This window comes from Erythrobacter sp. NE805 (genome assembly GCF_046452355.1).
GTDB lineage: Bacteria > Pseudomonadota > Alphaproteobacteria > Sphingomonadales > Sphingomonadaceae > Erythrobacter.
The window spans coordinates 1,477,899-1,504,428 of sequence record NZ_JBKFDI010000001.1; the positions used below are offsets into that span (position 1 = coordinate 1,477,899).

The following is a 26,530-nucleotide window of genomic DNA, read 5'->3' on the forward strand; positions in this document are numbered from 1 at the left end:
CGCATGGGAGAGGCGGACGTCATAATCCTGGGAACGGGCGCGGCCGGCATGGCCGCCGCGCTCGCGGCGCACGAGGCGGGCGCGCGCGTGGCGCTGGTCGAGCGGGGGAGCCGCGTCGGCGGCACCTCGGCGATCTCGGGCGGGGTGATCTGGGTCGCCGACAACCCGCGGATGCGCGCCGCCGGAATGCCGGACTCGCGCGAGGAGGCGCTCGCCTATTTCCGCAGCCTCGATCACGGCGACCTCGTCGACGAGACGCTCGAGGCCTTCGTCGAGCGCGGCCCCGAGGCGCTCGCCTTCCTCGAGGATGCGGGCGCGCTCAGCGTCTCGGTGCTGCCGGGCTATCCCGACTACTATCTCGATCGCCCGGGTGCGAAGCCGCAGGGTTCGCGCGCGCTCGACCACGACCTCTTCGATCTGCCCGAACTCGGCGAGTGGGCCGCGCGCATCTACGCGATCGAGGAACCCAAGCCGCTGATGCTGCGCGAGACCCCGCTCGGCGGCGCGAGCGCGCTGCCCTCGCCGCAGGTGCTTGGGCAGAGGCTCGCGGCGCGGCAATGCGGCTTCGGGCAGGCGATGGTGGCGCGGCTCCTGAAGGCGTGCCTGACCCGCGGGATCGAACCGATCCTCGGGGTCGAGACGAAGCGGCTGGTGAAGGACGGCGCACGCATCGCCGGGATCGCGGGGGAGCGGGTCGGCCAGCCCTTCGCGCTCGCGGCGCGGCGCGGCGTAGTCATCGCGACCGGCGGCTTCGAATGGGACGCGCAGCTGCGCCAGACCTTTCTGCGCGGCCCCGTCACCGCGCCCGCCAGCCCGCCGACCGGCAGGGGCGAGGGCCTCAAGCTCGCGATGGCGGCGGGCGCGAGCCTTGGCAACATGACGAGCGCGTGGTGGGCGCCGACCCTCGTCACCCCCGACGCGCCGTGGGAGAGCGGCGAACAGCGCGCGCAGATCATCCTCATCGAGCGGACCGTGCCGCATTCGATCATGGTGAACCGGCAGGCGCGGCGCTTCTGCAACGAGGCGGCGAACTACTCGGCCTTGGGCGGCGTGTTCCACCGCTTCGATCCGGCGACCTACGACTACGAGAACCTCCCGGCGTGGCTGGTCTTCGACGCGCAATATGCCGCGCGCTATCCGCTCGGCACGCGCCAGCCGGGGCAGCCGATGCCGGGGTGGGTGATGCGGGCGGACAGGCTCGAGGGGCTCGCGGGGCAGATCGGGCTCGACCCGGCGGCGCTGGCGGCAACGGTGGCGCGGTTCAACGCCCATGCCGACGCGGGCCACGACCCCGACTTCGGGCGCGGGACGAGCGCCTACGACCACTTCTACGGCGACCGCTCGCGGGAGGGGACGGCGGTGACGCTGGGCGCAATTCGGGAGGCGCCCTTCTACGCGGTGGAGATCGCCTCGGGCCTGCTCGGCACCAACGGGGGCCCGCGCACCGACGGTCAGGCGCGCATCCTCGGCCATGACGGCACGCCGATCCCGGGGCTCTTGGGCGCGGGAAATGCGATCGCCTGTCCCACAGGGGGGATCTATGCCGGGGCAGGCGGCACGCTCGGCCCGGCACTGACCTTCGGCTACATCGCGGGGCGCACGGCGGCGCTCGCCAACCTCTAGGCCTCCAGCCAGCGATCGATCGTATCGTGGAAGAAGCGCACCCGCGCCTCCTGGCCCGCGAGGTGCGCGCCCCTGTAGCCGCGCGAGCGCAGGCCCTTCTGCTGCTCGCTCCAGATGCTCACGTCCTGATCGATGCCGGGGCCGCAGGAGAGTTCGCCGACCACTCCGCGCCGGTGCGGGACGGGGGTGGTGCGGTCGACCTCCTGCCCCATGGAGTAGGCGTAGTAGCGGTCCACGCCCTCGGGGAACCACGTGAAGTACCACATGTCGAAGAAGCACCGCTCGGGGTCGGTCGGATGCGGGTCGGCGCGCAGCCAGATGCAGCCGTCGGGCTTGAGGCTGAAGGAGATGTTGGGGAAGATCGTGTAGTGGAAGTGGTCGGTGAGCTGCGCATCGTGGAAGCGCGCGTAGTCGTAGCCCTTCGCGGCGCCCTTCTCGCGCTTGGCGCGCTGGAGCGCCTCGCGGATCGCCAGCGGGTCTTCGCGGAAATCCTCGGGGTCGAGGCCCCAGTAGGCGAGTTCGCGGCTCATCATCTGGAGCACGGTGTCGGCGTGGCCGCGAAGGCTGCGCGCGGGCCGCGAGCCGGGCATGAACATCCGCGCATGGCCGTGGGGGGCGTAGAGGTCGAACTGGCACTCGCGGTAGGACTGCTCCATCACGAAGCGGGTTTGGGGGTGGACGAAAGGCAGGTGGTAGGACTCGTTGAAGTTGTCCTGCACGCATTTCCAGTTCCAGTCGCCCTCGAGCGTGACCCAGTGGGTGCGGCGCATCTGCTCCATGCGGTAGCATTCGAGCTGCGGGCCGACGGGTCCGAGGTGCTCCGCGAGCGGCGCGGCGTCGGGATCGAGGTTGACCCACACGAAGCTGGCGAAGACCTCGCACCGGACCTCCGCGAGGCGCACCTTGCCGCAGGGCGAGCCGCCGGCGAAATCCTCGGGGCAGGGGACGAAGGCGAGCTCGCCGTCCGGGGTGAAGCGCCAGCCGTGGTAGGAGCAGGCGAGGCGCTTCGCATGCCCCTCCTCCTCCATCACGAGGCGTTTCCCGCGGTGCGGGCAGACGTTGTAGAAGGCGCGCACCACGCCGTCCTCGCCGCGGGTGACGAGGATCGATTCCCGCCCGATGTGGTAGGTGAAGAAGTCGCCGGGCTTTTCGACCTGGCTCGCGAGGCCGCCGATCAGCCAGGCCTTGGTCCAGATCGCCTCCCACTCGCGCTCCATGAAGTCGCGCGACCAGTAGCGGCTGCCCGCGATCGGCCGGCCCGAGAGCGCCGGCATCGGCTGCGGAGTCGTGTCGATGCGCTGGGCGGGGGGCTCGAGGAGGCTCGCCATCTCAGCGCTTCTTCGGCTCGAACTCGATGTGGAGCTGCTTCAGCGAGCGCAGCAGGAAGTGCGGGTGGTAGGTGAAGTCGTTCTTCCCTTCCGCGAACCACATGTCCGCGAAGCGGTCGACCACCGCCTGGAAGCCCCACGTCAATTCCCGCCGGGCGAGCGGGGCGCCGAGGCAGTGGTGCGTGCCCGAGCCGAAGGCCATGTGCGCGCCCGCCTTGGGCCTCTCGAGGTCGAGCTTTTCGGGGCATTCGAAGAAGCGCTCGTCGCGGTTCGCCGCGCCGTAGCGGACGTTGACGACCGAGCCTGCGGGGATCGTCACCCCGTCCAGCTCCACGTCCGCGTGGGTGAAGCGCATCAGCGATTGGACGGGGCTTTCCAGCCTGAGCACCTCCTCGACGAAATTGCGCATGTACTTGTCGGGATCGGCCTTGAGCTTCGCCCAGACGTCCTTGTTCTCGATCAGCAGCTTCATCCCCGCCGCGAGCGCGTTGGTGGTGGTCTCGGAGCCGCCGACGAAGGTGTCGGCCATCATTTCGGCGTGGAGCTCGTTGTCGTTGAGGGTGCGCCCCCAGCCCTCGATCACGGTGTTGACCAGCACCGAGATGAGGCTGTCGTCGGGCTCGGCGCGCAGCTTCTCGAAGATCGGCTGAAAATAGTGCTGCGCCTCGATCTCGCGGTCGACCATTTCGAGGTGCCTGTCCTCGGGGAGCATCAGCGAGATGCGGTGGAAGAAGGCGTCGGTCCAGCCCTTGATCTTCCACATGTCCTCGCGCTTGGCGCCCATCTGCTCGCCGATGATGAAGAGGGGGAGGGGGACGCAGAACTGGCGCACCCAGTCGCATTTCCCGTCGGCGAGGAATGCGTCGATCAGCTCGTAGGCAAGGGTCTCGACGCGCGGGTCGATTGCCTTGATGCGGCTGGGCTTGAAGGCCTCGTTGAACATCGCGCGCATCTGCTTGTGGTTCGGGTCGTCGCGGCCGGCGAGGGTGGGCGCGGGGAGCCAGCCCTTCTCCTTGAAGCGCGCCGCGACCTTGCGCCCGCGCTCGGCATCGGTGGGCGAGGCGCGCAGCAGCTCGTTCGCGGCGGTCGAGGGGAAGCGCTGCGGGTCCATCAGCACCTCGCGCACGTGGTCATAGCGCGAGACGACCCAGATCTGCGTGCCCGGAATGTTGTAGACCGGGGCCTCGTCGCGCAGCGTCTTGTAGGCGTCGTAGGGGCACTGCTGGAGTGCTGGGTCGAACAGGTTGATGACCGGGGCCGCGCCGGTTTCGGGGGCTTGCGTTGCCATCATCGCACCTCGATCTTCTCGGCGCCCCAAGGGGCGATTGTTTCGGCCTTGCGGAAAGCCTCGGGCAGCTCCTCGACCATGTGCCACGTTGCCGCGAGCCTCCCGAAGCCGACGAAGAAGGCGACCGTCATGCCGAGCTCGACGATCTGCGCCTCGGTGAAGTGCTCGCGCAGCTCGGCATAGACGCCGTCGTCGATCGCGAGGTGGTCGGTCGCCATCAGCTCGCCGTAGCGGATCGCGGCCTTCTCGGCGGCGCTGAGGTCCTTCGCCTCCTGCGGGCGTTCCAGCGAGCACACCAGGCCTTCCGTGACCCCGTCCGCGACCGCGTCGGAATAGCGGATCGCCATGCACGAGCGGCACTGGTTGAAGAAGGCGACGCGCAGCCGCACCAGCTCGACCAGACGTTCGGGCAGGGTGCGGCCCCGCTTCAAGGCCCCGCCAAAGCCCATGAGCCCCAGCGCCTGCTCGGGGCAATGCGCGAAGTAGCGCGTCAGCCCCTGCTCGAGATCGGTGAGGTTGTCCGGCTGGATCGCCGTGACGAGGCGTTCGTCCCACTCCTCCGGCGCCAGCTTGGTGATGCGGCTCACGATGCTCTCCTCATGAAGGCCTCACAAAAAAGGCCATTTCCGTAGCGGCGAGGCTGCGGGACAAGACCCCGGACAGCAATTGGCGGATTCGCTAAACAAGGCGGACCGCCCCGCGTTGGGAGAGGCGGCATTGCGAGGCGAAACACCGCGCACACTGGCTGATGTCGACCTGTTCGCGCCCGGCGCGCAGGAGCATTGGTACGCGGCCTATGCGATCCTCCACGCGGAAGCCCCGGTGCAGCGCCTCCCCGGCGAGGGGCTGACCCCCGGCAGCGACGCCTTCGTCCTCACCAAGTACGAGGACATTTCCCGCGTCGTGAAGGACTGGGACCGCTTCCCGCCGACGCTCTCGCTGCTGGTCGCGCATATCCAGGCCTCGGGCGAGATGCCGACGCATATCCCCGATATCGATGCGATGGTCGCCTCGATCGTCTCGCTGCGCCCCAACCCGGAGCTGTGGCGCGCACACCGAAAGGAGCTGACCGACCCGTGGGTCGGGCCCGGCTGCACGCGCCATGCGGGGATGATCGCGGCGCATGTGAACGACCTTATCGCCGGGATGCTCGCGAAGGCCCGCGCGGGCGAGGCGGTGGACTTCGTCGCCGACTTCGCCCGGCCCCTGCCGCAGCGGGTGATGGCAAGCGTGCTCGGCTTCCCGCTCGAGGACATCCCGCGCCTCGAGCAATGGGGCAATGCGCAGGTCATGTCCTACGTGATCGGGACCACCCACAAGAACATCCTCACCCCTGAACAAAGCGCCGAGAAGTTCCGGCTGCTGGCGGGGATGAAGGAATATGTGGCGGAGCAGACGCGGGAGAAGCGCGCCAACCCCAAGGACGACATGGTGAGCTTCCTCACCCAGGTCGAATACCAGGCGCTCGGGCGCAGGCTCACCGACGACGAGATCAACGGCGTGGTCTACGCGATGGTGATCGGCGGGCTCGAGACGACGCAATATGCCCTCGCCGAACAGGCGCAGCTGCTGTGCGGGCGGCCCGGGCTGTTCGGGCGGCTCCGCGAGGACCGGGCGGCGATCCGCACCTTCATCGAGGAGGGGATGCGGCTGCGCTCGCCCACCCAGGGCCTCTCGACCCGCATCTGTGCTGAGGACGAGGTGTTCCAGGGGGTCCCCGTGCCCGCCGGCTCGATGCTCCACCTCAGGTGGGCCGCCGCCAACATCGACCCGGACGAGTTCGAGGACCCGCTCGAACTGAAGCTCGACCGCAAGGCCGCGACCCGCCACCTCGCCTTCAGCCAGGGGCCGCGCTCGTGTCCGGGCTCGAACCTCTCGCGGCTCGAGCAGACGATCGCGTGGGACAAGCTCGCCGACGCCTTCGCCGATCTCGAATACGCGCCGGGCAACGACTTCCGCCACCAGGGCGGGATCATGCTCGGCATCTTCCGCCTGATGCTCAACCTCACGCCTGCCTGAAGGAGCCGCCGCCGATGACGACCCTGCTCGCCCATATCCAGATCAAGCCCGGCAAGGAGGCCAAGTGGGAGGGGATCATGCACGACATGGTCAGGGAGACCTTCGGCACCGAGGAGGGCGTGATCCGCTACGAATACTGGAAGGGGCAGGAGCCGCTGACCTACTACTGCCTGCTCAGCTTCAGGGACAAGTGGGCCTTCTACCACCACCAGATGAGCGACCACCACGAGGGCCACGACTTCGCCGACGTGCTGGCGGGGATAAAGCTGGAGTATGTCAGCCCGGTGGAGGGCGCGGGCGGGGGCCTGCCGCCCACCGAGGACCCGCCGCTCTCCGCAGACGCGAGCGAGGCGATGCGGACCGCGCAGGAGCGCTTCCCCCTCTCGATCCCCGCATGGTGGAGCGCGCGCGCATGAGCATGGAAGCACAGCTCCAGGAGCTGCTCGACCGGCAGGCGATCAACGACCTCATCGCGCGCTACTCGCGCACCCTCGACTGGCTCGACGACGCGGGGCAGGCGGGGTGCTACTGGCCCGACGCGGCGATCGACTACGGCTTCTTCAAGGGCACCGCGGCGCAGTTCGTGCCGGTGGTGATGCAGGTGGAGCGCTCGACCGGGCGGCGCTGGCACCTGCTGTCGTCGCTCGCGGTCAAGCTGACCAGCGCGACGACGGCCGAGGGCGAGTGCTACGGCATCGCCTGCGGCTTCCGGCGCGAGGGTGAGGGCGAGCCCTACAGGGGCAACATGTACGGCGGGCGCTACCTCGACACCTTCGAGAAGCGGCCAACCGAAAGCGGCGCCGAATGGCGGATCGCCAGCCGCCGCTACATCATGGACTGGACCATGCCGATGCCCGACCAGCCCGACGCCAGCCCCCGCGCCGAGTTCCCGCTGCCGATGCTCGACCTCAGGGAAAGCGGGCACCCGGACTACCGGCCGATGTGACGGCTTTTGTCATTGCGAGGCCGAAGGCCGCGGCAATCCATGGACCGACCGCCTGCCGCGAAGTTCGGGCCATGGATTGCTTCGCTCCGCTCGCAATGACGAGAAGGGGACTACTCCCCCGCCGGGTCCATGTAGTCGCGGTAGTAGGTGAGCTTGCCGTTCTCGACCTTGTAGATGCCGACCCCGCCGCGCGAGGGCGCGCCCTCCATGTGCAGCGTCCAGCGCGCCCAGACGGCGTGGTCGTCGCCGCAGATCTCGTCGACGGTGAAGTGGACCTTGCGCTCGCCCATCTCCTTGACCATCGTCGCCATGAACCCCCGGATCGCCTCGCGGCCGCGGTACTGGCCCCAGATCGGGTCCTCGAGAAAGGCGTCCTCGGCGAAAAGGTCGACGAGCCGGGTGTAGTCGCCGGTGTCCTGGATGCGCCAGAAGTCCTCGATCACGCGCTGTGCTTCGCCGGGCATGGTGTTCTCTCCCCAAGAGTTGTCGGCGCAATCTGCCACGAGGCTTCGTGCCGCCCGCCTGTGAAAATGGCGAGGGTGCCGCACCGTAACCCTGCGGTATCCTGCCCCGCGAAGGAGAGGCTCATGTCGACCATCCCCCGCGTATCTTCCGCCATTCCCGGCGAGCCGCCGCATTTCGGCTCGGTGCTCGCCCACCAGCCGGAGATCGCGGCGAGCTTCTTCGCGCTCTACGGGCGGTTCTGGCAGTCGGAGGTGCTCTCGGCGCGGATCAAGGAGGTCGCGCGGATGCGCAATGCCCGCGTCACCGAGTGCGGGTTCTGCCGCAACGTGCGCTTCGACAAGGCGCTTGGGCAGGGGCTGGGCGAGGAGGTGGTCGACGACATCACCGACGGCTACGAGACGAGCGCCAGGCTGACCGAGGCCGAGAAAGCGGCGCTGAAGTTCACCGACGCGCTGATCCACGATCCCGAACTGCTGACCGGCGACGCGCGCGCGGCGCTCCAGCGGCATTTCACCCCGGCACAGATCGCCGAGCTCGGCCTCGGAGTGACGCTGTTCCTCGCACTCGCCAAGGCGCTCATCACGATGGGGCTCGAGCCCGAGACGATGGACCGCACCGTCCTGCCCACCCCGCAGGTGCTGGAGGCGGCGGAATGAGCGCCGTCTGCGCCGCGCTGGCCGCCGATCCGGTGCTCGCCCGCCACTATGCGGATTTCCGGGGGAAGACCGAGGCCGCGCTCGATCCCGCGCTGGCGGCGCTGGTCCGCGAAGCCGTCGCCGCGGTGCACGGCATGGGGGCGGCGCCCGACGAGAGCGGTCTCGACGCGGGCCCCCGCGCCGTGCTGGCCTATGCCCGCCGGATGCCTTTCGAGCACACCGCGATCGGGGATGCCGAGGCGGCGGCGGTGGTCGCGCACCTCGGCGAGCCGGGCTTCGTCGCCTTCTCGGTCCTCGCCGCGCTCGCCGACGCCGAGTGCCGCGCGGCGCTCGTGGGGCTGCCGGAGCTGGCGGGGGGCTGACGGCTTGCCGCGCACGCGGCTTTCCGCCACACCGGGCCCGCGAAACCATTCCGGAGACCCCCATGCGCCTTCCCGCCCGCGCGCTGCTCGCTCTCGGCACCCTTGCGCTCGCCGCCTGCGCCGGGAGCGGGGGCGGTCGGCCGAAGATCCCCGAGACGGTCATCGACCGCGTGCTCGCCCGCGCGCCGGGGGCCGCGCAGCCGAGCACCATCGTCGCCGCCGAGCTCGCCTTCAGCCGCGCCGCGCGCGAGCGCGGGCAGTGGACCGCCTTCCGCGAATTCGCCGCGCCGGGTGCCATGCTCCACGGGCCGCAGGGGCCCTTCGCGGTTCTCCCGTGGCTCGCCACCCAGACCGATCCGCCCGAGGCCGTGCAATGGGCCCCGCGCGTCATCGCGATGAGCTGCGACGGCGCGACCGCGGTGAGCAAGGGCCGCTTCCGCGCCCCCGACGGCACGGTCGGCAGCTTCGTCACCGTCTGGGAGCGCCAGCCGGACGGAGCGTATCGCTACGTCTTCGACGTCGGCGCCGACGACAACCCGCAGCCGCCGCCGAAAGAACGCATCGCGGAAGGCGACATCATCGTCACCGCCATCGACCTCGTCGAGGGCCTGATCGCCAGCTGCCCGCGCCCCGGCGCGCCGGTCCCGCCGCCGCCCGCGCTGCCGATCGGGGCGGACGGCACCGAGGGCGCGACCCTCTCGAAGGACGGGACGCTGCGCTGGCGCTGGCAGCACCGCGCCGACGGGACGCGCGTGATCGCGGCCGACTACTTCTACGAGGGGCGCTGGACCACGCCCATCGAACAAAGCCTTGCCCCGGCCCTCAAATGATGTGAGGGGCCGGGGCCGAGATGACCCTCACCGAGACCTTCCTGTCCGCCTTCGTCACCCTGTTCGTGGTGATCGACCCGCCGGGATGCGCGCCGATCTATGCCGGGCTGACCAAGGGCGCGAGCGCGGCGCAGGCGCGCAGCATGGCGCTGCGGGCGGTGGGCATCGCGGGTGCGATCCTGCTGGTCTTCGCGCTGTTCGGTCAGGAGCTGTTGGGTGCGCTCCACATCGAACTCAATTCCTTCCGCATCGCCGGGGGGCTGATGCTGTTCTTCATCGCCTTCGACATGGTCTTCGAGAAGCGCACCCAGCGCCGCGAGGAGCGCGCCGAGAAGATCGCTCAGACGCCCGAGATCGAGGACGTCTCGGTCTTCCCGATGGCGATGCCGATGCTCGCCGGGCCGGGCGCGATCGCGGCGGTGATGCTGCTGATGAACGAGGCGAACGGCCTCCCGCAATCGCTCGAGGTGCTCGCGGCGCTCGTCGCGGTGCTGGCGATCACCGCCGCCGCGCTGCTCGCCGCCGGCCCGCTGATCCGGCTCGCGGGGGACAAGGTCGAGGCGGTCATCACCCGCCTGCTCGGCGTGCTGCTCGCCGCGCTTGCAGCGCAATACGTGATCGACGGGCTCAAAGGCAGCTTCGCCATCTAGCCGCGCCGGGCGCGCCGCTCTAAGAGCGTGCCGTCAGACTGTTAGGGATAATCGATGTTCAAGCATTTCGGCGGCTCGCTGCTGTTCACCCTGGTGTGCCTCGGCCTCGGCGGATGGTACGGCTGGGCGCTGACCGGCACGCTCGACGGAGTGCTCGGGATCCTGTGGATCTGCGCGGTGCTGGCGGTGCTCGAGGTCTCGCTCAGCTTCGACAACGCGGCGGTCAACGCCTCGGTCCTCAAGGACATGGACCCGGTCTGGCAGCGGCGCTTCCTCACCTGGGGGATCGCCATCGCGGTGTTCGGGATGCGCATCGTCTTCCCGCTGGTGATCGTGATGGTCGCAGCCTCGCTCGGCCCCGTCGAGGCATTGAACCTCGCGCTCAACGAGCCGCGGCAATACCAGGCGATCGTCGAGAGCGCCCATGTCGGGCTGATGGGCTTCGGCGGGGCCTTTCTCGGGATGGTCGGGCTCAAGTACTTCTTCGATTCCGACAAGGAGGTGAACTGGATCGAGGCGATCGAGCGCCCGCTCTCCAAGGTCGCGGACATCGAGGCGCTGGCGATCGGCGTGGTGCTGGCGGGGACCTGGGGCGTAGCGAGCGTGCTCCCTGTCGAGGAGTCGCACACCTTCCTCGTCGCCGCCATCGCCGGCCTGCTCACCTATCTCGCGGTCGAGATCGTCAACCACCTGCTCGAACCGCCCACGCCGTCCGCCGGCGACGTCGCCAAGGCGGGCTTCGGGGCCTTCCTCTACCTCGAGGTGCTCGACGCGAGCTTCTCCTTCGACGGGGTGATCGGTGCCTTCGCGCTCACCAACAACCTCATCGTCATCGCCATCGGGCTCGGCATCGGGGCGATGTTCGTGCGCTCGATGACGATCTTCCTCGTCAACAAGGGGACGATGAGCGAATACCGCTACCTCGAGCACGGCGCCTTCTACGCGATCATCGCGCTGGCGGTCATCATGTACCTCAACACCTTCATGCACATCTCCGAGGCGATCACCGGGCTGATCGGCGCGGTGCTGATCGGGCTCGCCTTCTGGTCCTCGGTGCGCTGGAACAGGGCGCACGCTGGCGAGAACCCGGAGGATGCGCTGGCGTGACCCGGGCGGGCGCGCTTGCCGCAGCGATTCTGGCGGCGGGGCTGGTGCTCGCTGCACTCTCGGGCTTGCTGCTGCTGATGGGCGATTGCTGGGCGTCGTCCGACACGCCCGCAGCGACCCGGCTGTGCGAGATCGAGAAGCGCCGTGAGGTCTTCGCCTACCTCGTCATCGCGCCCCTCATGTGGCTGGCGGGCGTGGTGCTCGCGATGCGCAAGCGTCCCTACGGACCGCTCGTCGGTTTGCTCAGCGGCCCCGTGTGCTACGCGGCGGCAGGCGCGGTTTTCTAGGCCCAGTCGCCCAGCAGCGGGCTGAACTCGTCGACCCGGATCAGCTGCCACACCCCGCCGGTGAGGTAGGGATCGTCGGCGAGGATGGCGCGCGCGGCGGCCTCGTCCTCGGCCTTCACGATCAGCAGCGAGCCGATGATGAGGCCGTCCGCCCGCATCAGGGGGCCGACGATCACGAAGTGCTCGGCATTGGCGTGGATGAACTCGAGATGCGCGGGCCGGTGGATCGCGCGCAGGCGGCCCCCGTCCTCTCCGTCGCGGCAGTGGAAGCAGAACATCCGCATCGTCGAGGCCCCTGGTAATCGCCCGCGCAAGGCTAACCGCGTGTGCCGCGGCGATCAAGGCGAGCCGTTGCAAAGAGCGCGCTTGAAGCGCAGCCTCGGCGGGTTCAGAGGGCCGCCTCGACCCCCGAATCGTTGCAGGTGAAACCAGATGGCCGATTACTCCCCCGTCCCGCCGATCGACCGCACCGACCTGCGTCGCGCCTATCGCCAGGACGAGGAGGCGTGCATCGCCGAGCGGCTGGAGCAGGCGGCGCCCGCGGCGCGGGTCCATGACGCGGCGGCGCGGCTGGCGATCGGCCTCATCGAGGGCGCGCGGGCCAAGAAGGCCTCCGGGATCGACGCCTTCCTCCAGCAATACGGCCTCGACACCGAGGAGGGGATCGCGCTCATGTGCCTTGCCGAGGCGCTGCTGCGGGTGCCCGACGCGGCGACGGCGGATGCGCTGATCAAGGACAAGATCGGCCAGATCGACTGGGGCGAGCACCTCGGCGAGAGCAGTTCGACCTTCGTCAACGCCGCGACCTTCTCGCTGATGCTGACCGGCGAGGTGCTCGACCCGCCCGACGCGCGGCAGAAGGGGCTGGGGAGCGCCTTCAAGCGGGCGATGAACCGCCTGGGCGAGCCGGTGATCCGCACCGCGACCGGCCAGGCGATGAAGATCCTCGGCGGCCAGTTCGTGTTCGGCCGCACCATCGACGAGGCGCTGAAGCGCGCGGCGCCGGAGCGGGCGCGGGGGATCACCCACTCCTTCGACATGCTCGGCGAGGCGGCGATGACCTTCGCCGATGCCGAGAAGTACCGCCAGGCCTACGAGACCGCGCTCAAGCGGCTGGCGCGCGAGGCGGGAGCCGGGGTCGCGGGTTCGCCGGGGATTTCGGTCAAGCTCTCGGCGCTCCACCCCAAGTACACCTTCTTTCACGCGGACGAGGCCAAGGCGGCGATGGTGCCGGTGATCCGCGATCTCGCCGCGAAGGCGCGCGATGCCGACATCCACTTCACCATCGACGCGGAAGAAGCCGAACGGCTCGAGCTCAGCCTCGACATCATCGAGGAGCTGGTCGCCGACGACGACCTGTTCCGCCGCCCCAACGGCAGCCGCTGGGAGGGCTTCGGCCTTGCCATCCAGGCCTATTCCAAGCGGGGCCTGTGGGTGTGCGACTGGGCGGGGAAGGTCGCCCGCCGGCATGGCCGCAAGCTGTTCGTGCGGCTGGTCAAGGGCGCCTACTGGGACAGCGAGGTCAAGCTCGCGCAGGTCGGGGGCTACACCGACTATCCGGTCTTCACCCGCAAGGTCGCGACCGACGTCTCCTACCTCGCCTGCGCCGCGCGGCTGTTCGAGCACGCCGACGTGATCCGCCCGGCCTTCGCCACGCACAACGCCTATACCATCGGGGCGATCAAGGAATTGAGCGCCGGGCGGCCCTTCGAGTTCCAGCGCCTCCACGGCATGGGCGAGGAGGTCTACGACGCGCTCCACGCGCTCGAGGGCAACCGCAAGACCCCGGTCAGGATCTACGCGCCGGTCGGGGGGCACAAGGAGCTGCTCGCCTATCTCGTGCGGCGCCTGCTCGAGAACGGGGCGAACACCAGCTTCGTCAACCGCATGGGCGATGCCGACGTGCCTGCGGAAGAGCTGGTCGGCGATCCGGTGGCGGAGCTCGCCGCGATGAGCCCGCGCCGCAATCCGGCGATCCCGCTGCCCGGCGCGATCTTCGGGCGGCGCCAGAACAGCGCCGGGATCGATCTCTCGGACCCGCTGGTGCGCGAACCGTTGTTCGCGCGGCTGAAGCTGATCGAGGGCGTCCACTGGCGCGCCGAGCCGACCTTCCCCGCGGCCCTGGCGGGCGAGGTGGTGCAGGTCACCGCGCCGCATGACCCCTCGCACATCGTCGGCACCCGCCGCGACGGCACGCCTGAGGAGGTCGACGCCGCCTTCGCCCGCGCCGCGGCGATCCAGCCCGGCTGGGACGCGCTCGGCGGCGAAGCGCGCGCGCTGCTGCTCGAGAACGCCGCCGACCTGTTCGAGGCGCACACCGCCGAGTTCCTGAGCCTCTGCCAGCGCGAGGCGGGCAAGACGCTGCTCGATGCGGTGCTCGAGCTGCGCGAGGCGGTCGATTTCCTGCGCTACTACGCCGCCGAGGCGCGGCGGCAGTTCGCCGAGCCGACGGTCCTCCCCGGGCCGACCGGCGAGGAGAACCTGCTGCGGCTCCACGGCCGCGGGGTGTTCGCCACGATCAGCCCGTGGAACTTCCCGCTCGCGATCTTCATCGGCATGGCCTCGGCCGCGCTCGCGGCGGGGAACGCCGTGATCGCCAAGCCCGCCGAGCAGACCCCGCTGATCGCCGCGCTCGCCGTCAAGCTGTGCCACGAGGCGGGCATCCCGCCCGAGGCTTTCCAGCTCCTCCCCGGTGCGGGCGAGGTCGGCCAGCTGATCACCGCCGACCCGCGGCTCGCAGGCGTCGCCTTCACCGGATCGACCGAGACGGCGCGGGCGATCAACCGCGCGCTGGCGAACCGCGACGGCCCGATCGCGACCCTGATCGCCGAAACCGGCGGGCAGAACGCGATGATCGTCGACAGCTCGGCGCTCCCCGAACAGGTGGTGCGCGACGTGCTCGGCAGCGCCTTCCAGAGCGCGGGGCAGCGGTGCTCGGCGCTCAGGGTGCTCTACCTCCAGGAGGACATCGCCGAGCCCGTGCTCGAGATGATCCGCGGCGGCTTCGCGGCGCTCAAGGTGGGCGACCCGGCGGCCCTCGCGACCGATGTCGGCCCGGTGATCGACGCCGAGGCCAAGGCGCTGCTCGAGGCGCACGTCGCCGACTGCATCGCCAGGGGCCTGACAGTCGAACGCCTGCCCGGCGCCCCGGCCACCGGCCACTTCGTCGCGCCGACGATCATCGAAATTGCCTCCATCGCCGACCTCGCGAGGGAGAATTTCGGCCCCGTGCTTCACGTCGCGCGCTTCAGGGCGGGCGAGCTCGGCAAGGTGGTCGCCGACATCAACAGGGCCGGCTTCGGCCTCACCCTCGGCCTTCACAGCCGCATCGCCGAGACCCGGCGCTTCGTCGAGGCCCACGCGCGGGTCGGCAACTTCTACGTCAACCGCAACCAGATCGGCGCGGTGGTCGAGAGCCAGCCCTTCGGCGGCGAGGGCCTCTCCGGCACCGGTCCCAAGGCCGGCGGCCCCCACTACCTCGCGCGCTTCGCGACCGAGCGGGTGACCACCATCGACACGACGGCGGCCGGCGGCAACGCGAGCCTGCTCGCAGCGGGCTAATCCACACGGCTCAACCTGATGTCGATCTCCCGGGTGACGTAGGTCCACTCCTCGCTTGCCCTGAGCCGCACCAGCAAATCGTCGAACAGGCTCTCGTGCTCGGGGGCGAATTCGAACCAGGTGAGGAAATCGAAGGGCTCGCCCAAGTCCCGACCGTGGTGCAACCGGCGGGCGATCTGGGGGAGATACTCCATCCCGATGCTCGTGTGGCGCGACTGCTCCTCGTAGATGCGGCGGCGCTCGTCCTGCGCGAGCGCCCACCACGCCTCGCTCTTCGAGATCGGGATCAGCGCCGCGCGCCGCGCCTCGCCGCGCCCCAGCGGGCTGCCGCGCGCCGACAATTCGCTGAACTCCGCGCGCAGCGTGTAGCGCAGGTGGCTCGCGACCCCGCACAGGCTCCACACAGGCTCCGGCGCCTCGGCCCCGCCCGCTTCCATCCAGCTGCCCTGCCGCACCGAGAGCGCCGCGACCGCCGGCAGGCTCTCGCCCGTCAGCGTCGTCATCGCAGTCACCGCCCAGTCGCCCCGGGCCCCGCCGTCGAAGGCATAGAGAACACGCGCGCCGTAGCTCATGACGCGAGGATGCGACGAGCCGTGCCCCGCGCTCTATCGAATAAGCGCGGCGGCCTGTATCCTCTCCGCGATGCCCGACGCCGCACCCCCGCCCGCCGCCTTCAGGGTCGCGAGCTACAACATCCACAAGGGGGTCGGCACCGACCGCAGGCGCGATCCCGCCCGCATCCTCAATGTTCTCAACGAGGTGGGGGCGGACATCGTCGCCCTGCAGGAAGCGGACCTGCGCTTCGGCACCCGGGCGAGCGTGCTGCCGCGCTTCCTCATCGAGGGGCACACCGACTACCTCCCGGTGCCGCTCGACGTGCAGCACGATTCGCTCGGCTGGCACGGCAACGCGATCCTCGTGCGGCGCGGGATCGCGGTGGAGAGCCACGACGTCCTTCACATCCCCTGCCTCGAGCCGAGGGGGGTGGTGCGCGCGACGCTCGGCATCGGCGGGGCGAGCGTCACGCTGTTCGGGATGCATCTCGACCTGTCGGGCCTGTGGCGGGTGCGGCAGGCCCGCACCATCGCCGCGCTGGGCGAGGCGGCGCGCGCCGAGGGCCCGGTGGTGCTCATGGGCGACCTCAACGAATGGCGCTCCGTGGCAGGCTGCTTCCGCGAGTTCGGCAAGCACTTCACCCTGCTCGACCCCGGCCCGAGCTTCCCGAGCCGGCGCCCGCTCGGCCGGCTCGACCGCATCCTCCACTGCGAGCGCTTGGCGGTGACCGGTTGCGGCGTGCACAGGAGCGCGCTGGCGACCGTCGCATCGGATCACCTGCCGGTGTGGGCGGAGTTTGCCCTCACCGCAATTGATCCCCCGCCCCGGGCCTGACCCGGGGCCCCGCTGCCTGTTCGACGCGGCGCCCCTGAAAGGAAGCGGGGTCACGGGTCGGGCCCGGGACGGGGAAGGGGGATATGTCCGCGCCCGACCCTTGCCCCGCCGCCCGGCATCGGGAATCCCTTGCCGCATGGCGATTCTCTCCGACAAATGGATCCGCGCGCAGGCGCTCGAGCATGGCATGATCGAGCCCTTCGTCGAGGCGCAGCGGCGCGACGGGGTGATCTCCTACGGGCTCTCCTCCTACGGCTATGACGCGCGGGTCGCGCCCGAGTTCAAGATCTTCACCAATGTCGATTCCGCGGTGGTCGATCCCAAGGACTTCGCGGCCAACTCCTTCGTCGACCGCGAGACCGATGTCTGCGTGATCCCGCCCAATTCCTTCGCGCTCGCCCGCACGGTCGAATATTTCCGCGTGCCCGAGGACGTGCTGGTGATCTGCCTCGGCAAGTCGACCTATGCGCGCTGCGGGATCATCGTGAACGTCACCCCGCTCGAGCCGGGCTGGGAGGGGCACGTGACGCTCGAATTCTCGAATACCACCCCGCTCCCGGCGAAGATCTACGCCAACGAGGGGGCGTGCCAGTTCCTGTTCCTCCAGGGCAACGAGCGCTGCGAGACGAGCTACAGGGACCGCGCGGGCAAATACATGGGCCAGCGCGGGGTGACCCTGCCGCGGCTCTAGGGCCGGGGGCCGCCTGCCCACTGCCGCCCCCACCCGCGAGCGGGAGGGGAGATCGGCTGCGGGCAGCTTTCCTACCCGCAGCGTGATGGGCTAGCCTTGCCGGATCGACCCTCCGGGAGGCCCTCGCCCGTGTTTTCGCTCAGCAACCCGTGTCCGTCCGCCTTGCCCGATCCTGCGCAAGTGGTTCGCTTCGTTGGCTTTCGTCGCCATGCGGCAAGCGGACAGGGTGTCCGCTTTGTCCGCTTGCCGCCCGCTCCGAGCTTGTCGAAGCCCCGCTTTTCCTCTTGAACACGCAAGAAGAAGGAGAGTGCTTAGACAAGCTCGGCACGAACGGAGTTAGGAACCTGACATGAGCACCCGCGAATTCGACATCATCGTCTATGGCGCCACCGGCTACACTGGGCGGCTGGTGGCGGAATATCTCGCGCAAGCCTACGGCGCGCGCGAGGACGGCCCCAAGTGGGCGATGGCCGGGCGCAGCCTCGCCAAGCTCGAGGAGGTGCGCGACCTCATCAAGGCGCCCGCCGCGACCCCGCTGGTGGTCGCCGATGCCGACAGCGACGAGGACCTGCGCGCGATGTGCGAGCGCACCCGCGTCGTGCTCACTACCGTCGGCCCCTACCAGCTCTACGGCGACCGGCTCGTCGCCGCCTGCGTCGCGACCGGCACCGACTATGCCGACCTTTGCGGCGAACCCGGCTGGATGGCCGAGAAGATCGCCGAGCATCAGGCCGCGGCCGAGGCGAGCGGCGCGCGCATCTGCTTCTCGTCGGGCTTTGACTCCATCCCCTTCGATCTCGGGGTGATGATGACCCAGAAGGCCTGCGTCGAGCGCTTCGGCAGGCCCGCCCCGCGCATCCGCGGCCGCGTGCGGGCGATGCAGGGCACCTTCTCGGGCGGCACCGCGGCGAGCCTCGGGGCGACGATGAAGGCGGCGGCGAAGAGCCCCTCGCTGATCAACGTGCTGAGGAACCCTTTCGCGCTCACCCCGGGCTTTGCGGGACCGGACCAGCCCTCGGGCATGATCCCTTCGTATGAGGAGGACCTCGGCAAGTGGTCCGCGCCCTTCGTGATGGCGCCGATCAACACCAAGAACGTCCACCGCACCAACTTCCTGCTCGGCCACCCCTACGGAACCGACTTCCGCTATGACGAGATGGTGCTGACCAGCCCCGGCGAGGCGGGCAAGGCGGCGGCGCAGGCGGCGCTCGAGTTCATGAAGAACCCCTTCGGCGCCAAGCCCCCCAAGCCCGGCGAGGGGCCGAGCAAGGAGGAACGCGAGAACGGCTTCTACGACATCGTCTTCGTCGCCGACATGGACGACGGCCAGCGGCTCCAGTTCGCCGTCAAGGGCCGCTACGATCCGGGTTACGGGTCGACGAGCCGGATGCTCTCGGAGACGGGGATCGCGCTGCTGTCGTGCGACAAGCCGGGCGGAATCGGGACTCCGGGCGCCTTCCTCGGCGAGGCGCTGGTGCAGCGGCTCGAGGAGCACGCGGAGCTGCGCTTCGCGGTGGAGGCCTGACACGCGAAGGGGCAGCCGGGTCTGGGCCCGACTGCCCCTCCTGCGACCCTCTGCCGAGAGTGCCGCCTCAGAAGCTGAGGCGCACGCTCGCGCGGAAATTGCGTCCGACGAGCGGGACGAAGTCCTTCGTGAAGCTCGCATGGCGGCGGGCGTTCACGTCGAAGAGGTTGTCCGCCGCGAGCTGCACCGTGACGTTCCGGTTGTCGCGCAAGGGGCGCCACGCGACCAGCGCGTTGACGAGGGTGAAGCTGTCCGTCGGGGTCTCGAAGGTGGTGACCCGGTCCTGCTTGGCCGACCACTGCACCTCGCCGCGCACGTCGAAGGCATCGGTCTGCGCCTCGAGCGCGCCGAGCAGGCTGAGCGGCGGGATGCGCGGCACCGCGGTGCCGTCGGCGAGCTCGGCCTCGACATAGGAGGCGTTGAGGTCGGCGAGCAGCTTGAAGCTGCCGGTGTCGACGACAGGGTAGCTGAGCTCCGCCTCGAAGCCCCAGAAGTCGGCGTCCTGCTGGAGGTATTGGAACACCGGCAGGTCGTCCTCCTCCTCGCCGGTCTCCTCGAGGTAGATGTAGTTGTCGAACCACTGGCGGTAGGCGGAGAGGTTGAAGGTGCCGGCGCCGATATCGCCGCGGGCGAAGACCTCGAGCCCCCAGGCACGCTCGGTGTCGAGGTCCGCGTCGCCGATCTCGAAGGCCTGGGTCGCGATGTGCGGCCCGTCGGAGAACAGCTCCTCGGCGCTCGGCGCCCGCTCGGCGCGCGAGCCGTTGATGCCGAGGCGCACCCCCGGGACACCCTCGTAGACGAGGCCGAGCGCGCCGGAGAGCGTGTCGTAGTCGCGCTCGATGCCGAGCGTCCGGGCCTTGACCTTGGTGAACTCCGCGCGCGCGGCGGCCTCGACCTGGAAGGGGCCGGTGCCGTATTCCTGGAGCGTGAAGAGCGCCACCTGGTCGGTGAGGTTCGGCGGGATGTAGGCCTCGGCGCCGACCGCGAAGAAGTCGCGGTGCTGGTACTGCACCCCGGTCGAGCCGCGCAGGCGTCCGTCCGGGTTCTGCACCAGCTCGGCGCGGGCCTCGAGGCTGGTCGAATCGAACACCGTGCCGACCTCGTCGCCCTCGAACTCGGTGTGGGTGTAATCGGAATAGCCCGCGCGCAGCTTGAGCCGCTCGAAGGCGCCCTCGCCGAGGTGGATGTCGCCCTTGAAATCGGCGCGGAACTGCTCGAGGCCGATGGTGACGAGTTCCTCGCCGCCTTCTTCCTCGCCGCCCTCTTCTTCCCCGTGATGGTGGCCGGCGCCCGGCCGGGTGGGAACGCCATAATTCGTGTCGTACCAGCCGATCGACGCGCCGAAGGTGCTCTCGCCAAGGACGAGGCCGAGGCCGGCATTCACCGTCCAGCTTTCGACCGCGGAGTTGGGCACCTTGCCGCGCTGGTTGGCGGCTGCGCGCAGTTCGGCGGCCTCGTCGAGCTCGCCCTCGGCCTGCTCCTCAGCGGCGTCCGCGAGGAGATCGGCGCGCAGGGCGGGCGCGACCTGGAAGCCCCCGATCTCGAAGTCGTCCGACTTGCGGTAGGAGCCGTCGACATGCGCGACGAGGTTGCTCGTCAGCCCCACGTCAAGCGAGGCGGAGCCGTTGCGGGCGTTGGTGGCGGTGTCCACCCCGCCCAGCGCGTCGAAGTGGATCGGCTCGTCGGGGATGCGGGTCGGGATGCGCTTGTCGATGACGTTGACCGCGCCGCCGATCGCCTGGCTGCCGTAGAGCAGCACCGCCGGGCCGCGCAGCACCTCGATCCGCTCGACGGTGATCGGCTCGATGGTGGTGGCGTGGTCGACCGAGGTGTTCGAGACGTCGGAGGTGCCGATCCCGTCGACCAGCACCCGCACGCGCTCGCCCTGCTGGCCGCGCAGCACGGGCCGCGAGGAGCCGGGGGCGAAGCTCGTCGCCGATACGCCGGGGACCTTGGTGAGGAGGTCGCCGATCTGGCCGGTGACGGCGCCGCGCTGCACGTCCTCGATGCCGAGCACGCTGGTGCCGGCAAGGAGGTCGAGCTCCTTGAGGCCGTTGGCGCTGACGATGATGTTGCCGAGCGGCTGGTCGTCGTTGTTGTGAAGATCGTCCTCGACTCGCGGGGCCGGGGCGTCGGCGGGCTGCTGCTGCGGCTCGTCCGCCTGCGCCGGGACCGCGGCACAGGCGGCGATCACGGCGGCGACAGCGAGGCGCGAGGAGGCAAGGCGGGTGGTGCGGTTGTTCATCGGTGAGGGTCCGAGTTGTATGTGATAACGTATCACGCCGCTAGCGCGATGCCGGCGGATTGCAAGCCCGAAAATGAGAAGATGCCGAGCGGATGCGACGAACGACATGCCCGCAAGCAGCGCTCGCGAGAAGAGCCCGGGCCGCTGCCGCGACCGGGCCGGATTGCCGCATCTGACGAAGGAGACTGGAGCGGGCGAAGGGATTCGAACCCTCGACCCCAACCTTGGCAATTCGCCCGAGGCAATTTCGCCACGCTTTCGGATCTTGCGCTACAACACCACAACTAGCTCAATTAGATAGAGAAAGTTGCCTCAGAGGCATGTCGATGGTACTCTTCGCTACGCCAGCTCTTGATCTGAGAAGCTTACAAAGGAAGCGAATCAGGCCACTGTCGCATCAAAAATAAGCAGATTTCCCGCTTCTGCGCCAAGGTACTGAAGACATGCCCAAAATCACAAAGAGCCTCGTAGAAGCTCTCAAACCTTCCAAAGATGCGATCAAAGGTTCGAGTCAGTTCGTATGGGACTCGGAGCTGCGCGGCTTCGGCGTCTCGGTAGGATATCAGGGTACCAAGAGCTTTGTTGTGCAGTACCGGAATCCCGCCGGCCAGAGCCGCCGAAAGGTAATTGGCCGTTTCGGCCTCATGACCGTCGAGGAGGCCCGACGCAGCGCCCGCGTTATGCTCGGGGACGTCGCAAAGGGCGCGGATCCAGTTGCAGAAATCAAGCAGGTGCGCGGCCATACGATCGGCGAGATCTGCGACTGGTATCTTGAACGAGCTGACGCCGGCAAGATCATTGGCAGAAGTCGGAAGCCAATAAAGGCCTCCACACTTGCTATGGATCGCAGCCGGATCGAAGCGCACATCAGACCCCTCCTAGGTCACCGCGTGATCGAAACACTCAAGCTCGGCGACATCGAAGCGGCTCAGGCTGACATCTCAGCGGGTGTAACCTCCAGACCTCGCGCAGGTAGCCGAGGTGGTGCGACCAAGGGCGGAGAGGGAGTCGCGTCCCGCACGATGTCTACGCTCCACTCGATTCTCGAACATGCCGTGAGGTTGGGGGAGATAGAGAAGAATCCCGCACGCGGTGTCAGGCGTCTGGCAAGTACACCGAAGATGCGATGGCTTTCCCAGAGCGAGCTGCGCGCTCTCGGCACAGCGTTGAGGGAGGCGGAGGCTGATCGCGAGCATCCCAAGGGACTTGCCGTGATCAGACTGCTACTCCTAACTGGCTTCCGCCGCCTTGAAGCACTCAGTCTTGAACGGGCTTGGCTGCTCAAGGAAGAGAACGCCGTCCATTTTGCGACGACCAAGACCGGAGCACAGCGGCGCGTTATTGGCCAAGCTGCTGTTGAACTTCTGAAGGCCCAACCTGATTTGGGATCGAAATTCTTCTTCCCGGCTGATTGGGGAGAGGGCCACTTTATGGGTGTTGTGCGTGTGCTTGATCGCATTTGTTTGAGGGCAGGAATCGAAAACGTCACCCCACATGTCCTCAGGCATACCTTCGCTAGCGTTGCTGGCGGACTCGGTTACTCGGAACTCACCATTGCCGCGCTCCTTGGACATGCCTCGCGAGGCATCACGCAAAGATACATCCACATCGATGAGCCGCTTCGAGCCGCAGCAACCGCGGTTGCGGATCATATTGCCAGTCTACTCACCGGATCGGAGAAGTAACAGAGTGATAGGATTCGGAGATAAAGCGATAATCACTTCGAACGGCAAAGGTCGGTAACTTCGGTCAACTCACCCTTTCTCTGAGCGCTAGTTTCATAATAAAGGGTTCGAACGATGATTTGAGGCGGACTGATGGTTGCATGTCGCTGCTGGAACTTATTGCCGCTTGATGTGTCGGAAGGACGCCATTGCAGTGCGCAAGACTGCGCACAGGGACGTCGACCACACGTCCGCAAACGCCGAGCTGCTACTGCCCGCCTGTCGCTCAGCAAGAGAGCTTGAACGGACGAGCGGCTGGGTCGTCCGAAGAATGCAGGATCAGATGATTGTCACCTTGATCGATCTCCCGAGGCGCCATCTCGCCGCCTGTGATGGGGAGCCCCTGATCAAGCCAATTCGCGAGGATGCTGCGCCTCCCATTCGGGGCAAGCCGCTGCCGGAACTGTTCCTTTGCCAAGCGCCCGGCAAGGAGGTCCAGCATCCGAGCCGGAACTCGATCCGGTCGCTCGAAGACGAAATCGAGAAGCAGCGGAGTGCCATCGCCGGGAACAGCCGATCGCTGTCGACCACAGCGATGCGCTATCGCGCGGCAGCCCGACATGAGGGTATAGCTTTCGTCCGCATATACAATTCGCGGATGAAGAGATTCTCAGGCCTCAGCTTCAGTGATCAGGATCGCATCGTTTGCGGCTTCCAGCACCGACGAAAGCGATTTCGGATCAGAATGACGTGACCCCCAGCTTTCCTCCGGCTGGGATTAGAGCCGGGCGGTTGTTTTGCGCATCGGCGCGGTTGAAGCAATGGGCTGCGTAGCGGAGCCCGAAGGGCGGAGCGAAGCAGGCCATTGCTTGTTCAGTTCGGCGGCGAACGCCGCCGGTGTAGCGTATCCCAAGGCCGAGTGCGGTCTCTCCCGGTTGTAATCCTCGACCCAAGCCGCGATCTCGACCCGGGCATGGGCAAGGCTCATGAACAAGGTTTCGTTGAGCAGCTCGTCGCGCATGCGACCGTTGAAGCTCTCGACGTAGCCGTTTTGCATTGGCTTGCCGGGAGCGATGTAATGCCACTCCACCCCGATCTGACCGCACCACGCCAGGACGGCATTGCTGGTGAGCTCGGTGCCATTGTCGCTGACGATCATGCCGGGCTTGCCTCGCTGGGCGATCAGCTGGGCCAGCTCGCGCACCACACGGTGACCGGATATCGAGGTGTCCGGCACCGCTGCCAGGCACTCTCTGGTCACATCATCGACCACGTTAAGCACCCGGAACCGTCTGCCAGAGGCTATCTGGTCATGAACGAAGTCGAGGCTCCAGCGCTGGTTCGGCAGGGCAAGCACCGGAGCCGGTGCTCTGGTGCCGACAGCGCGCTTGCGGCTGCGTCGTCGCCTTACCGCAAGCCCTTCCTCACGATACAGCCGCTGGGTCTTCTTGCGGTTGATCATCACGCCCTCTCGGCGCAGCAGAATATGCAAACGGCGATAGCCGAACCGACGCCGCTGGTTGGCCAACTCGCGCAGCTTCTCGCGAAGCGCACCATCATCGTCCCGCGCGGAACGGTAACGCACGCTCTTGCGATCGGCATCGATGACACGGCACGCCCGCCGCTCACTCATCCCGTGGCACGCCTGGAGATGAGCGGCAGCTTCTCGCTTCGCGACGGGCGTCACCACTTTTTTGAAAGCAGATCCTTCAACGCGACGTTGTCCAGCATCGCATCGGCCAGCAGCCGCTTCAGCTTCGCGTTCTCGCTCTCAAGCTCCCGCAGCCGGCGGGCCTCGGACACCTCCAGCCCCCCATACTTGGCCTTCCAGTTGTAGATCGTTGCTTCCGAAACCCCGTGCCGCCGGGCCAGATCAGCGGTCTTCGCGCCCGCCTCCGCCTCCTTCAGCACCCCGATAATCTGCTCCTCCGAAAACCTCACACGCTTCATCATCTGTCCTTCCTTCAGGCCAGACTCTAATCGCTCGTGGAGGAAAATCAGGGGGTCACGTCAAGAAAGATCAAGGACGGCAATTGCTGGTGGCGCATCCTCAAACATCAGTCAGCCCGGCCCGTTGAAAATCAGGCGAGCATTCTAGCGCGGCTTGCGACGAATCGCTCTTTCCGATGATTTAAGGGTGGTTGCGTGATCAGCTGCCACCGTACCGATTGTCTGCGGCGCCCTTGGTAGCCCCGGTCCTGCTTTGGCGGCTGCCCAGTTATCGCTTTACAGATGAGCACTCCAACCACCTGAACCACTCGCTCCCACGAAACGTGCGCAGCGCGTATCCCGGATAACCCTCGCTATCTTGCAATTTCATTGAGGTAACGGGTCATCGCTTCATAGCCTTCAGGCGTGAGGCGGATAAGCCGCCGTCGATTGTCACTAGGATCGTCCAAGGAGCGAACCAATCCTTTGGCCTCAAGGACGCTCAGCCAACGCAATGCGGTTGTTGCAGGTGCACCAGATCCAATGCATGCGCTCTTGACCGACACCTGCTCATTCTGGGCTTGGTGAGCGTAAAGGTCGAGCAGAATGTCCCATGCAGGTTCACCGAAGATCTCTTGATCCTGCAGATGCTTTGCACGTGATCGCCTCTGTTGGTACGCCATCAGCGCCGCTTCCAATGCGGTTTGATGACGGACCTGAGGCGCAGCGGGTTTGCACCCGAAGGTCTCGCAACCGCTATCCCGGCGAAGTTCATCTAATGTAACCTGTGCCTCGTCAAATTGACGGGCCAACTTCTTTATCGTCTCCGCATTCAAGGTTCTACCCCCGCCTCTCGCCGCCGCTATAACAGTAAGGATTCCCTCTGAATAGCCAAAGTGAGGAAATCGGGAACCAATGGGCCGAAGTCCGACACATGGCGGACATCTGGATCGGGGCGGCAGAAGCCCCCTCGGCTGCATTGCCCTTCTTTGCAAGGGCGAGACCCGCCTTTCGGCGGAAGCAGACATCATCGTTGGCGATCGTGAACGACCGCTTTTGGGTCGAGAGATGACCGATAGCCTCGCAGATAGAGTGAAGGAGCTGAAGTCGTGGTTCGGCGTGGAGCTGCTGACTTTTCGAGCGGAAGGCCTGGGCGGCGATGAGGATAAGATCCTTACAGATAACCGGATCGACGAGGTGCTTGCCCGGGCCGAGCGGCGGTGGGCCTGACCGGCGCACAAAGTGCAATTGCCGACTACGAGGTGTCGGAAATTAGCACACTGCCAGAAAAGTTAGGCGACACGCTGTCTATTTATACAAGGCGTTAGCTCGCAAATCGCGCTATATCCAACTCGGGATCTGAGTCGCAAGGAGTAAGCCATGCCTCACGAGACCATCAAGAAGCTCTCGGAATTAGTCGATCAAGCACAGAGCACGATCGACGAATTACGGTGCAAAACGCTCGGGAGTGCGCCGGACGACCAGAAATCGAAGAGGGTGACGGGATTGGATGCCGCCTACAACGCGGCGGTCCAGGTGTTTGAGAGCCGCCGTGCCCGCTCGAAGCATTTCGCATTTTCGGCCAGCATTTTTGGCGAACCGGCCTGGGACATGCTTCTCGATCTGTTCATCCATCAGCACCGTCACGACGAAATGAGCGTGAAGAGCGTGAGCCTGGGGTCGGGGGCGCCCGCAACCACCGCACATCGCTGGCTCAAGCAGCTCGAACGTCGAGGCCTCGTCTGCTCCGCCGTCGATCCCGATGATCACCGGAGACGCTTCGTGCGGCTGACCCCCGAGGCTTACAAGAGCCTCACGGATTACTTCGAGGACATCGGGGCCTGATTTGGCGCAGCAGCCGGATTGCCAACGTTTTGCCTCGGACCGCGCCTGTCAGCGTTCCAACGTCGCCGGTTGGATTAGGCAGTCGAGTGCAGCCTGCATGTGAGCGGCCGCGATGAGGTG

Annotated in this window: 27 protein-coding genes; 18 read left to right on the forward strand and 9 right to left on the reverse strand. The window is 67.6% G+C overall.

Annotation, left to right across the window (positions count from 1 at the left end; genetic code table 11):
- Window positions 1–3: 3 nt before the first annotated feature.
- On the forward strand, window positions 4–1,623 hold the full coding sequence (locus ACLBKU_RS07040; RefSeq protein ID WP_410178813.1) for an FAD-dependent oxidoreductase: 1,620 nt from the start codon (window positions 4–6) through the stop codon (window positions 1,621–1,623).
- On the opposite strand, the gene ACLBKU_RS07045 is transcribed toward ACLBKU_RS07040, so the two are convergent.
- The 3 genes from ACLBKU_RS07045 to ACLBKU_RS07055 are packed head-to-tail and all read right to left on the reverse strand — an operon-like array spanning window position 1,620 to window position 4,826.
- On the reverse strand, window positions 1,620–2,951 hold the full coding sequence (locus ACLBKU_RS07045; protein ID WP_410178814.1) for an aromatic ring-hydroxylating oxygenase subunit alpha: 1,332 nt from the start codon (window positions 2,949–2,951) through the stop codon (window positions 1,620–1,622). The two genes, ACLBKU_RS07040 and ACLBKU_RS07045, sit on opposite strands and share 4 nt — an antisense overlap.
- Window position 2,952: 1 nt before the next feature.
- Window positions 2,953–4,242 carry a cytochrome P450 gene (locus ACLBKU_RS07050; RefSeq protein WP_410178815.1) on the reverse strand — a complete coding sequence of 430 codons (1,290 nt, stop codon included), beginning with the start codon at window positions 4,240–4,242 and terminating at the stop codon, window positions 2,953–2,955.
- Window positions 4,239–4,826 carry a carboxymuconolactone decarboxylase family protein gene (locus tag ACLBKU_RS07055; RefSeq protein WP_410178816.1) on the reverse strand — a complete coding sequence of 196 codons (588 nt, stop codon included), beginning with the start codon at window positions 4,824–4,826 and terminating at the stop codon, window positions 4,239–4,241. The genes ACLBKU_RS07050 and ACLBKU_RS07055 overlap by 4 nt, the downstream gene beginning before the upstream one ends.
- A gap of 130 nt (window positions 4,827–4,956) precedes the next feature.
- Here ACLBKU_RS07055 and ACLBKU_RS07060 point away from each other — a divergent pair, with 130 nt between their 5' ends.
- From ACLBKU_RS07060 to ACLBKU_RS07070, 3 genes are read left to right on the forward strand one after another with little or no spacing between them, the layout of a single operon-like run.
- Window positions 4,957–6,258, forward strand: coding sequence for a cytochrome P450 (locus ACLBKU_RS07060; protein ID WP_410178817.1), 1,302 nt, complete (start codon window positions 4,957–4,959; stop codon window positions 6,256–6,258).
- Between the two features lie 14 nt (window positions 6,259–6,272).
- Window positions 6,273–6,674 carry a putative quinol monooxygenase gene (locus tag ACLBKU_RS07065; RefSeq protein WP_410178818.1) on the forward strand — a complete coding sequence of 134 codons (402 nt, stop codon included), beginning with the start codon at window positions 6,273–6,275 and terminating at the stop codon, window positions 6,672–6,674.
- The gene (locus tag ACLBKU_RS07070; RefSeq protein WP_410178819.1) at window positions 6,671–7,204 is read left to right on the forward strand and encodes a nuclear transport factor 2 family protein; all 534 of its coding nucleotides are present in this window, start codon (window positions 6,671–6,673) and stop codon (window positions 7,202–7,204) included. Before ACLBKU_RS07065 ends, ACLBKU_RS07070 begins: the two co-directional genes overlap by 4 nt.
- Before the next feature lie 110 nt (window positions 7,205–7,314).
- Here ACLBKU_RS07070 and ACLBKU_RS07075 read toward each other — a convergent pair whose 3' ends face one another.
- Window positions 7,315–7,668: a nuclear transport factor 2 family protein gene (locus ACLBKU_RS07075; RefSeq protein ID WP_410178820.1), complete on the reverse strand. Its 354-nt coding sequence runs from the start codon at window positions 7,666–7,668 to the stop codon at window positions 7,315–7,317.
- A gap of 123 nt (window positions 7,669–7,791) precedes the next feature.
- Between ACLBKU_RS07075 and ACLBKU_RS07080 the strand changes: the two genes are divergently transcribed.
- From ACLBKU_RS07080 to ACLBKU_RS07105, 6 genes are all read left to right on the forward strand, one after another.
- Window positions 7,792–8,325, forward strand: coding sequence for a carboxymuconolactone decarboxylase family protein (locus ACLBKU_RS07080; protein ID WP_410178821.1), 534 nt, complete (start codon window positions 7,792–7,794; stop codon window positions 8,323–8,325).
- The gene (locus ACLBKU_RS07085; protein WP_410178822.1) at window positions 8,322–8,687 is read left to right on the forward strand and encodes a hypothetical protein; all 366 of its coding nucleotides are present in this window, start codon (window positions 8,322–8,324) and stop codon (window positions 8,685–8,687) included. Before ACLBKU_RS07080 ends, ACLBKU_RS07085 begins: the two co-directional genes overlap by 4 nt.
- A 62-nt stretch (window positions 8,688–8,749) precedes the next feature.
- Window positions 8,750–9,517 carry a hypothetical protein gene (locus tag ACLBKU_RS07090; RefSeq protein WP_410178823.1) on the forward strand — a complete coding sequence of 256 codons (768 nt, stop codon included), beginning with the start codon at window positions 8,750–8,752 and terminating at the stop codon, window positions 9,515–9,517.
- 20 nt (window positions 9,518–9,537) lie between these two features.
- A complete protein-coding gene (locus ACLBKU_RS07095) occupies window positions 9,538–10,167 on the forward strand; it encodes a MarC family protein (RefSeq protein WP_410178824.1) in 630 nt (209 codons plus the stop codon).
- Between the two features lie 54 nt (window positions 10,168–10,221).
- Window positions 10,222–11,274: a DUF475 domain-containing protein gene (locus ACLBKU_RS07100; protein ID WP_410178825.1), complete on the forward strand. Its 1,053-nt coding sequence runs from the start codon at window positions 10,222–10,224 to the stop codon at window positions 11,272–11,274.
- Window positions 11,271–11,561, forward strand: a complete 291-nt coding sequence (locus ACLBKU_RS07105) for a hypothetical protein (RefSeq protein ID WP_410178826.1) — start codon at window positions 11,271–11,273, stop codon at window positions 11,559–11,561. Before ACLBKU_RS07100 ends, ACLBKU_RS07105 begins: the two co-directional genes overlap by 4 nt.
- Here ACLBKU_RS07105 and ACLBKU_RS07110 read toward each other — a convergent pair.
- Window positions 11,558–11,845 (reverse strand): YciI family protein, encoded by a 288-nt coding sequence (locus tag ACLBKU_RS07110; RefSeq protein WP_410178827.1) that lies wholly within the window; start codon window positions 11,843–11,845, stop codon window positions 11,558–11,560. The two genes, ACLBKU_RS07105 and ACLBKU_RS07110, sit on opposite strands and share 4 nt — an antisense overlap.
- Window positions 11,846–11,993: 148 nt before the next feature.
- On the opposite strand from ACLBKU_RS07110, the gene putA reads away from it, so the two are divergent.
- Entirely contained in the window at window positions 11,994–15,122 is a 3,129-nt protein-coding gene (gene putA / locus ACLBKU_RS07115) for a bifunctional proline dehydrogenase/L-glutamate gamma-semialdehyde dehydrogenase PutA (RefSeq protein ID WP_410178828.1), read from the forward strand.
- On the opposite strand, the gene ACLBKU_RS07120 is transcribed toward putA, so the two are convergent.
- Window positions 15,119–15,694, reverse strand: a complete 576-nt coding sequence (locus ACLBKU_RS07120) for a chlorite dismutase family protein (protein ID WP_410178829.1) — start codon at window positions 15,692–15,694, stop codon at window positions 15,119–15,121. The two genes, putA and ACLBKU_RS07120, sit on opposite strands and share 4 nt — an antisense overlap.
- A 70-nt stretch (window positions 15,695–15,764) precedes the next feature.
- On the opposite strand from ACLBKU_RS07120, the gene ACLBKU_RS07125 reads away from it, so the two are divergent.
- The 3 genes from ACLBKU_RS07125 (at window position 15,765) to ACLBKU_RS07135 (ending at window position 18,727) form a co-directional block, all read left to right on the forward strand.
- Window positions 15,765–16,511: an endonuclease/exonuclease/phosphatase family protein gene (locus ACLBKU_RS07125; protein WP_410178830.1), complete on the forward strand. Its 747-nt coding sequence runs from the start codon at window positions 15,765–15,767 to the stop codon at window positions 16,509–16,511.
- 136 nt (window positions 16,512–16,647) lie between these two features.
- On the forward strand, window positions 16,648–17,202 hold the full coding sequence (gene dcd / locus ACLBKU_RS07130) for a dCTP deaminase (protein ID WP_410178831.1): 555 nt from the start codon (window positions 16,648–16,650) through the stop codon (window positions 17,200–17,202).
- Between the two features lie 349 nt (window positions 17,203–17,551).
- On the forward strand, window positions 17,552–18,727 hold the full coding sequence (locus tag ACLBKU_RS07135; RefSeq protein ID WP_410178832.1) for a saccharopine dehydrogenase family protein: 1,176 nt from the start codon (window positions 17,552–17,554) through the stop codon (window positions 18,725–18,727).
- A 67-nt stretch (window positions 18,728–18,794) separates the two neighbouring features.
- Here ACLBKU_RS07135 and ACLBKU_RS07140 read toward each other — a convergent pair whose 3' ends face one another.
- Window positions 18,795–20,972 (reverse strand): TonB-dependent receptor, encoded by a 2,178-nt coding sequence (locus ACLBKU_RS07140; RefSeq protein ID WP_410178833.1) that lies wholly within the window; start codon window positions 20,970–20,972, stop codon window positions 18,795–18,797.
- Between the two features lie 443 nt (window positions 20,973–21,415).
- Here ACLBKU_RS07140 and ACLBKU_RS07145 point away from each other — a divergent pair, with 443 nt between their 5' ends.
- Window positions 21,416–22,657 (forward strand): tyrosine-type recombinase/integrase, encoded by a 1,242-nt coding sequence (locus ACLBKU_RS07145; RefSeq protein ID WP_410178834.1) that lies wholly within the window; start codon window positions 21,416–21,418, stop codon window positions 22,655–22,657.
- A 193-nt stretch (window positions 22,658–22,850) separates the two neighbouring features.
- Complete coding sequence (locus ACLBKU_RS07150) at window positions 22,851–23,390, forward strand: hypothetical protein (RefSeq protein ID WP_410178835.1); 540 nt, start codon at window positions 22,851–22,853, stop codon at window positions 23,388–23,390.
- Between the two features lie 24 nt (window positions 23,391–23,414).
- On the opposite strand, the gene ACLBKU_RS07155 is transcribed toward ACLBKU_RS07150, so the two are convergent.
- Window positions 23,415–24,586, reverse strand: a protein-coding gene (locus tag ACLBKU_RS07155; protein ID WP_410179012.1) for an IS3 family transposase whose coding sequence is annotated in 2 segments (ribosomal slippage) — window positions 23,415–24,334 and window positions 24,334–24,586 — 1,173 coding nt in all. Because the reading frame shifts where the segments join, the coding sequence is not laid out codon by codon here.
- A gap of 353 nt (window positions 24,587–24,939) precedes the next feature.
- The gene (locus ACLBKU_RS07160; RefSeq protein WP_410178836.1) at window positions 24,940–25,401 is read right to left on the reverse strand and encodes a MarR family transcriptional regulator; all 462 of its coding nucleotides are present in this window, start codon (window positions 25,399–25,401) and stop codon (window positions 24,940–24,942) included.
- Between the two features lie 232 nt (window positions 25,402–25,633).
- Here ACLBKU_RS07160 and ACLBKU_RS07165 point away from each other — a divergent pair, with 232 nt between their 5' ends.
- Together ACLBKU_RS07165 and ACLBKU_RS07170 are read left to right on the forward strand one after the other, a co-directional pair.
- Window positions 25,634–25,795, forward strand: coding sequence for a hypothetical protein (locus ACLBKU_RS07165; RefSeq protein ID WP_410178837.1), 162 nt, complete (start codon window positions 25,634–25,636; stop codon window positions 25,793–25,795).
- 150 nt (window positions 25,796–25,945) lie between these two features.
- Window positions 25,946–26,410 carry a helix-turn-helix domain-containing protein gene (locus ACLBKU_RS07170; RefSeq protein WP_410178838.1) on the forward strand — a complete coding sequence of 155 codons (465 nt, stop codon included), beginning with the start codon at window positions 25,946–25,948 and terminating at the stop codon, window positions 26,408–26,410.
- Window positions 26,411–26,530: the final 120 nt, after the last annotated feature.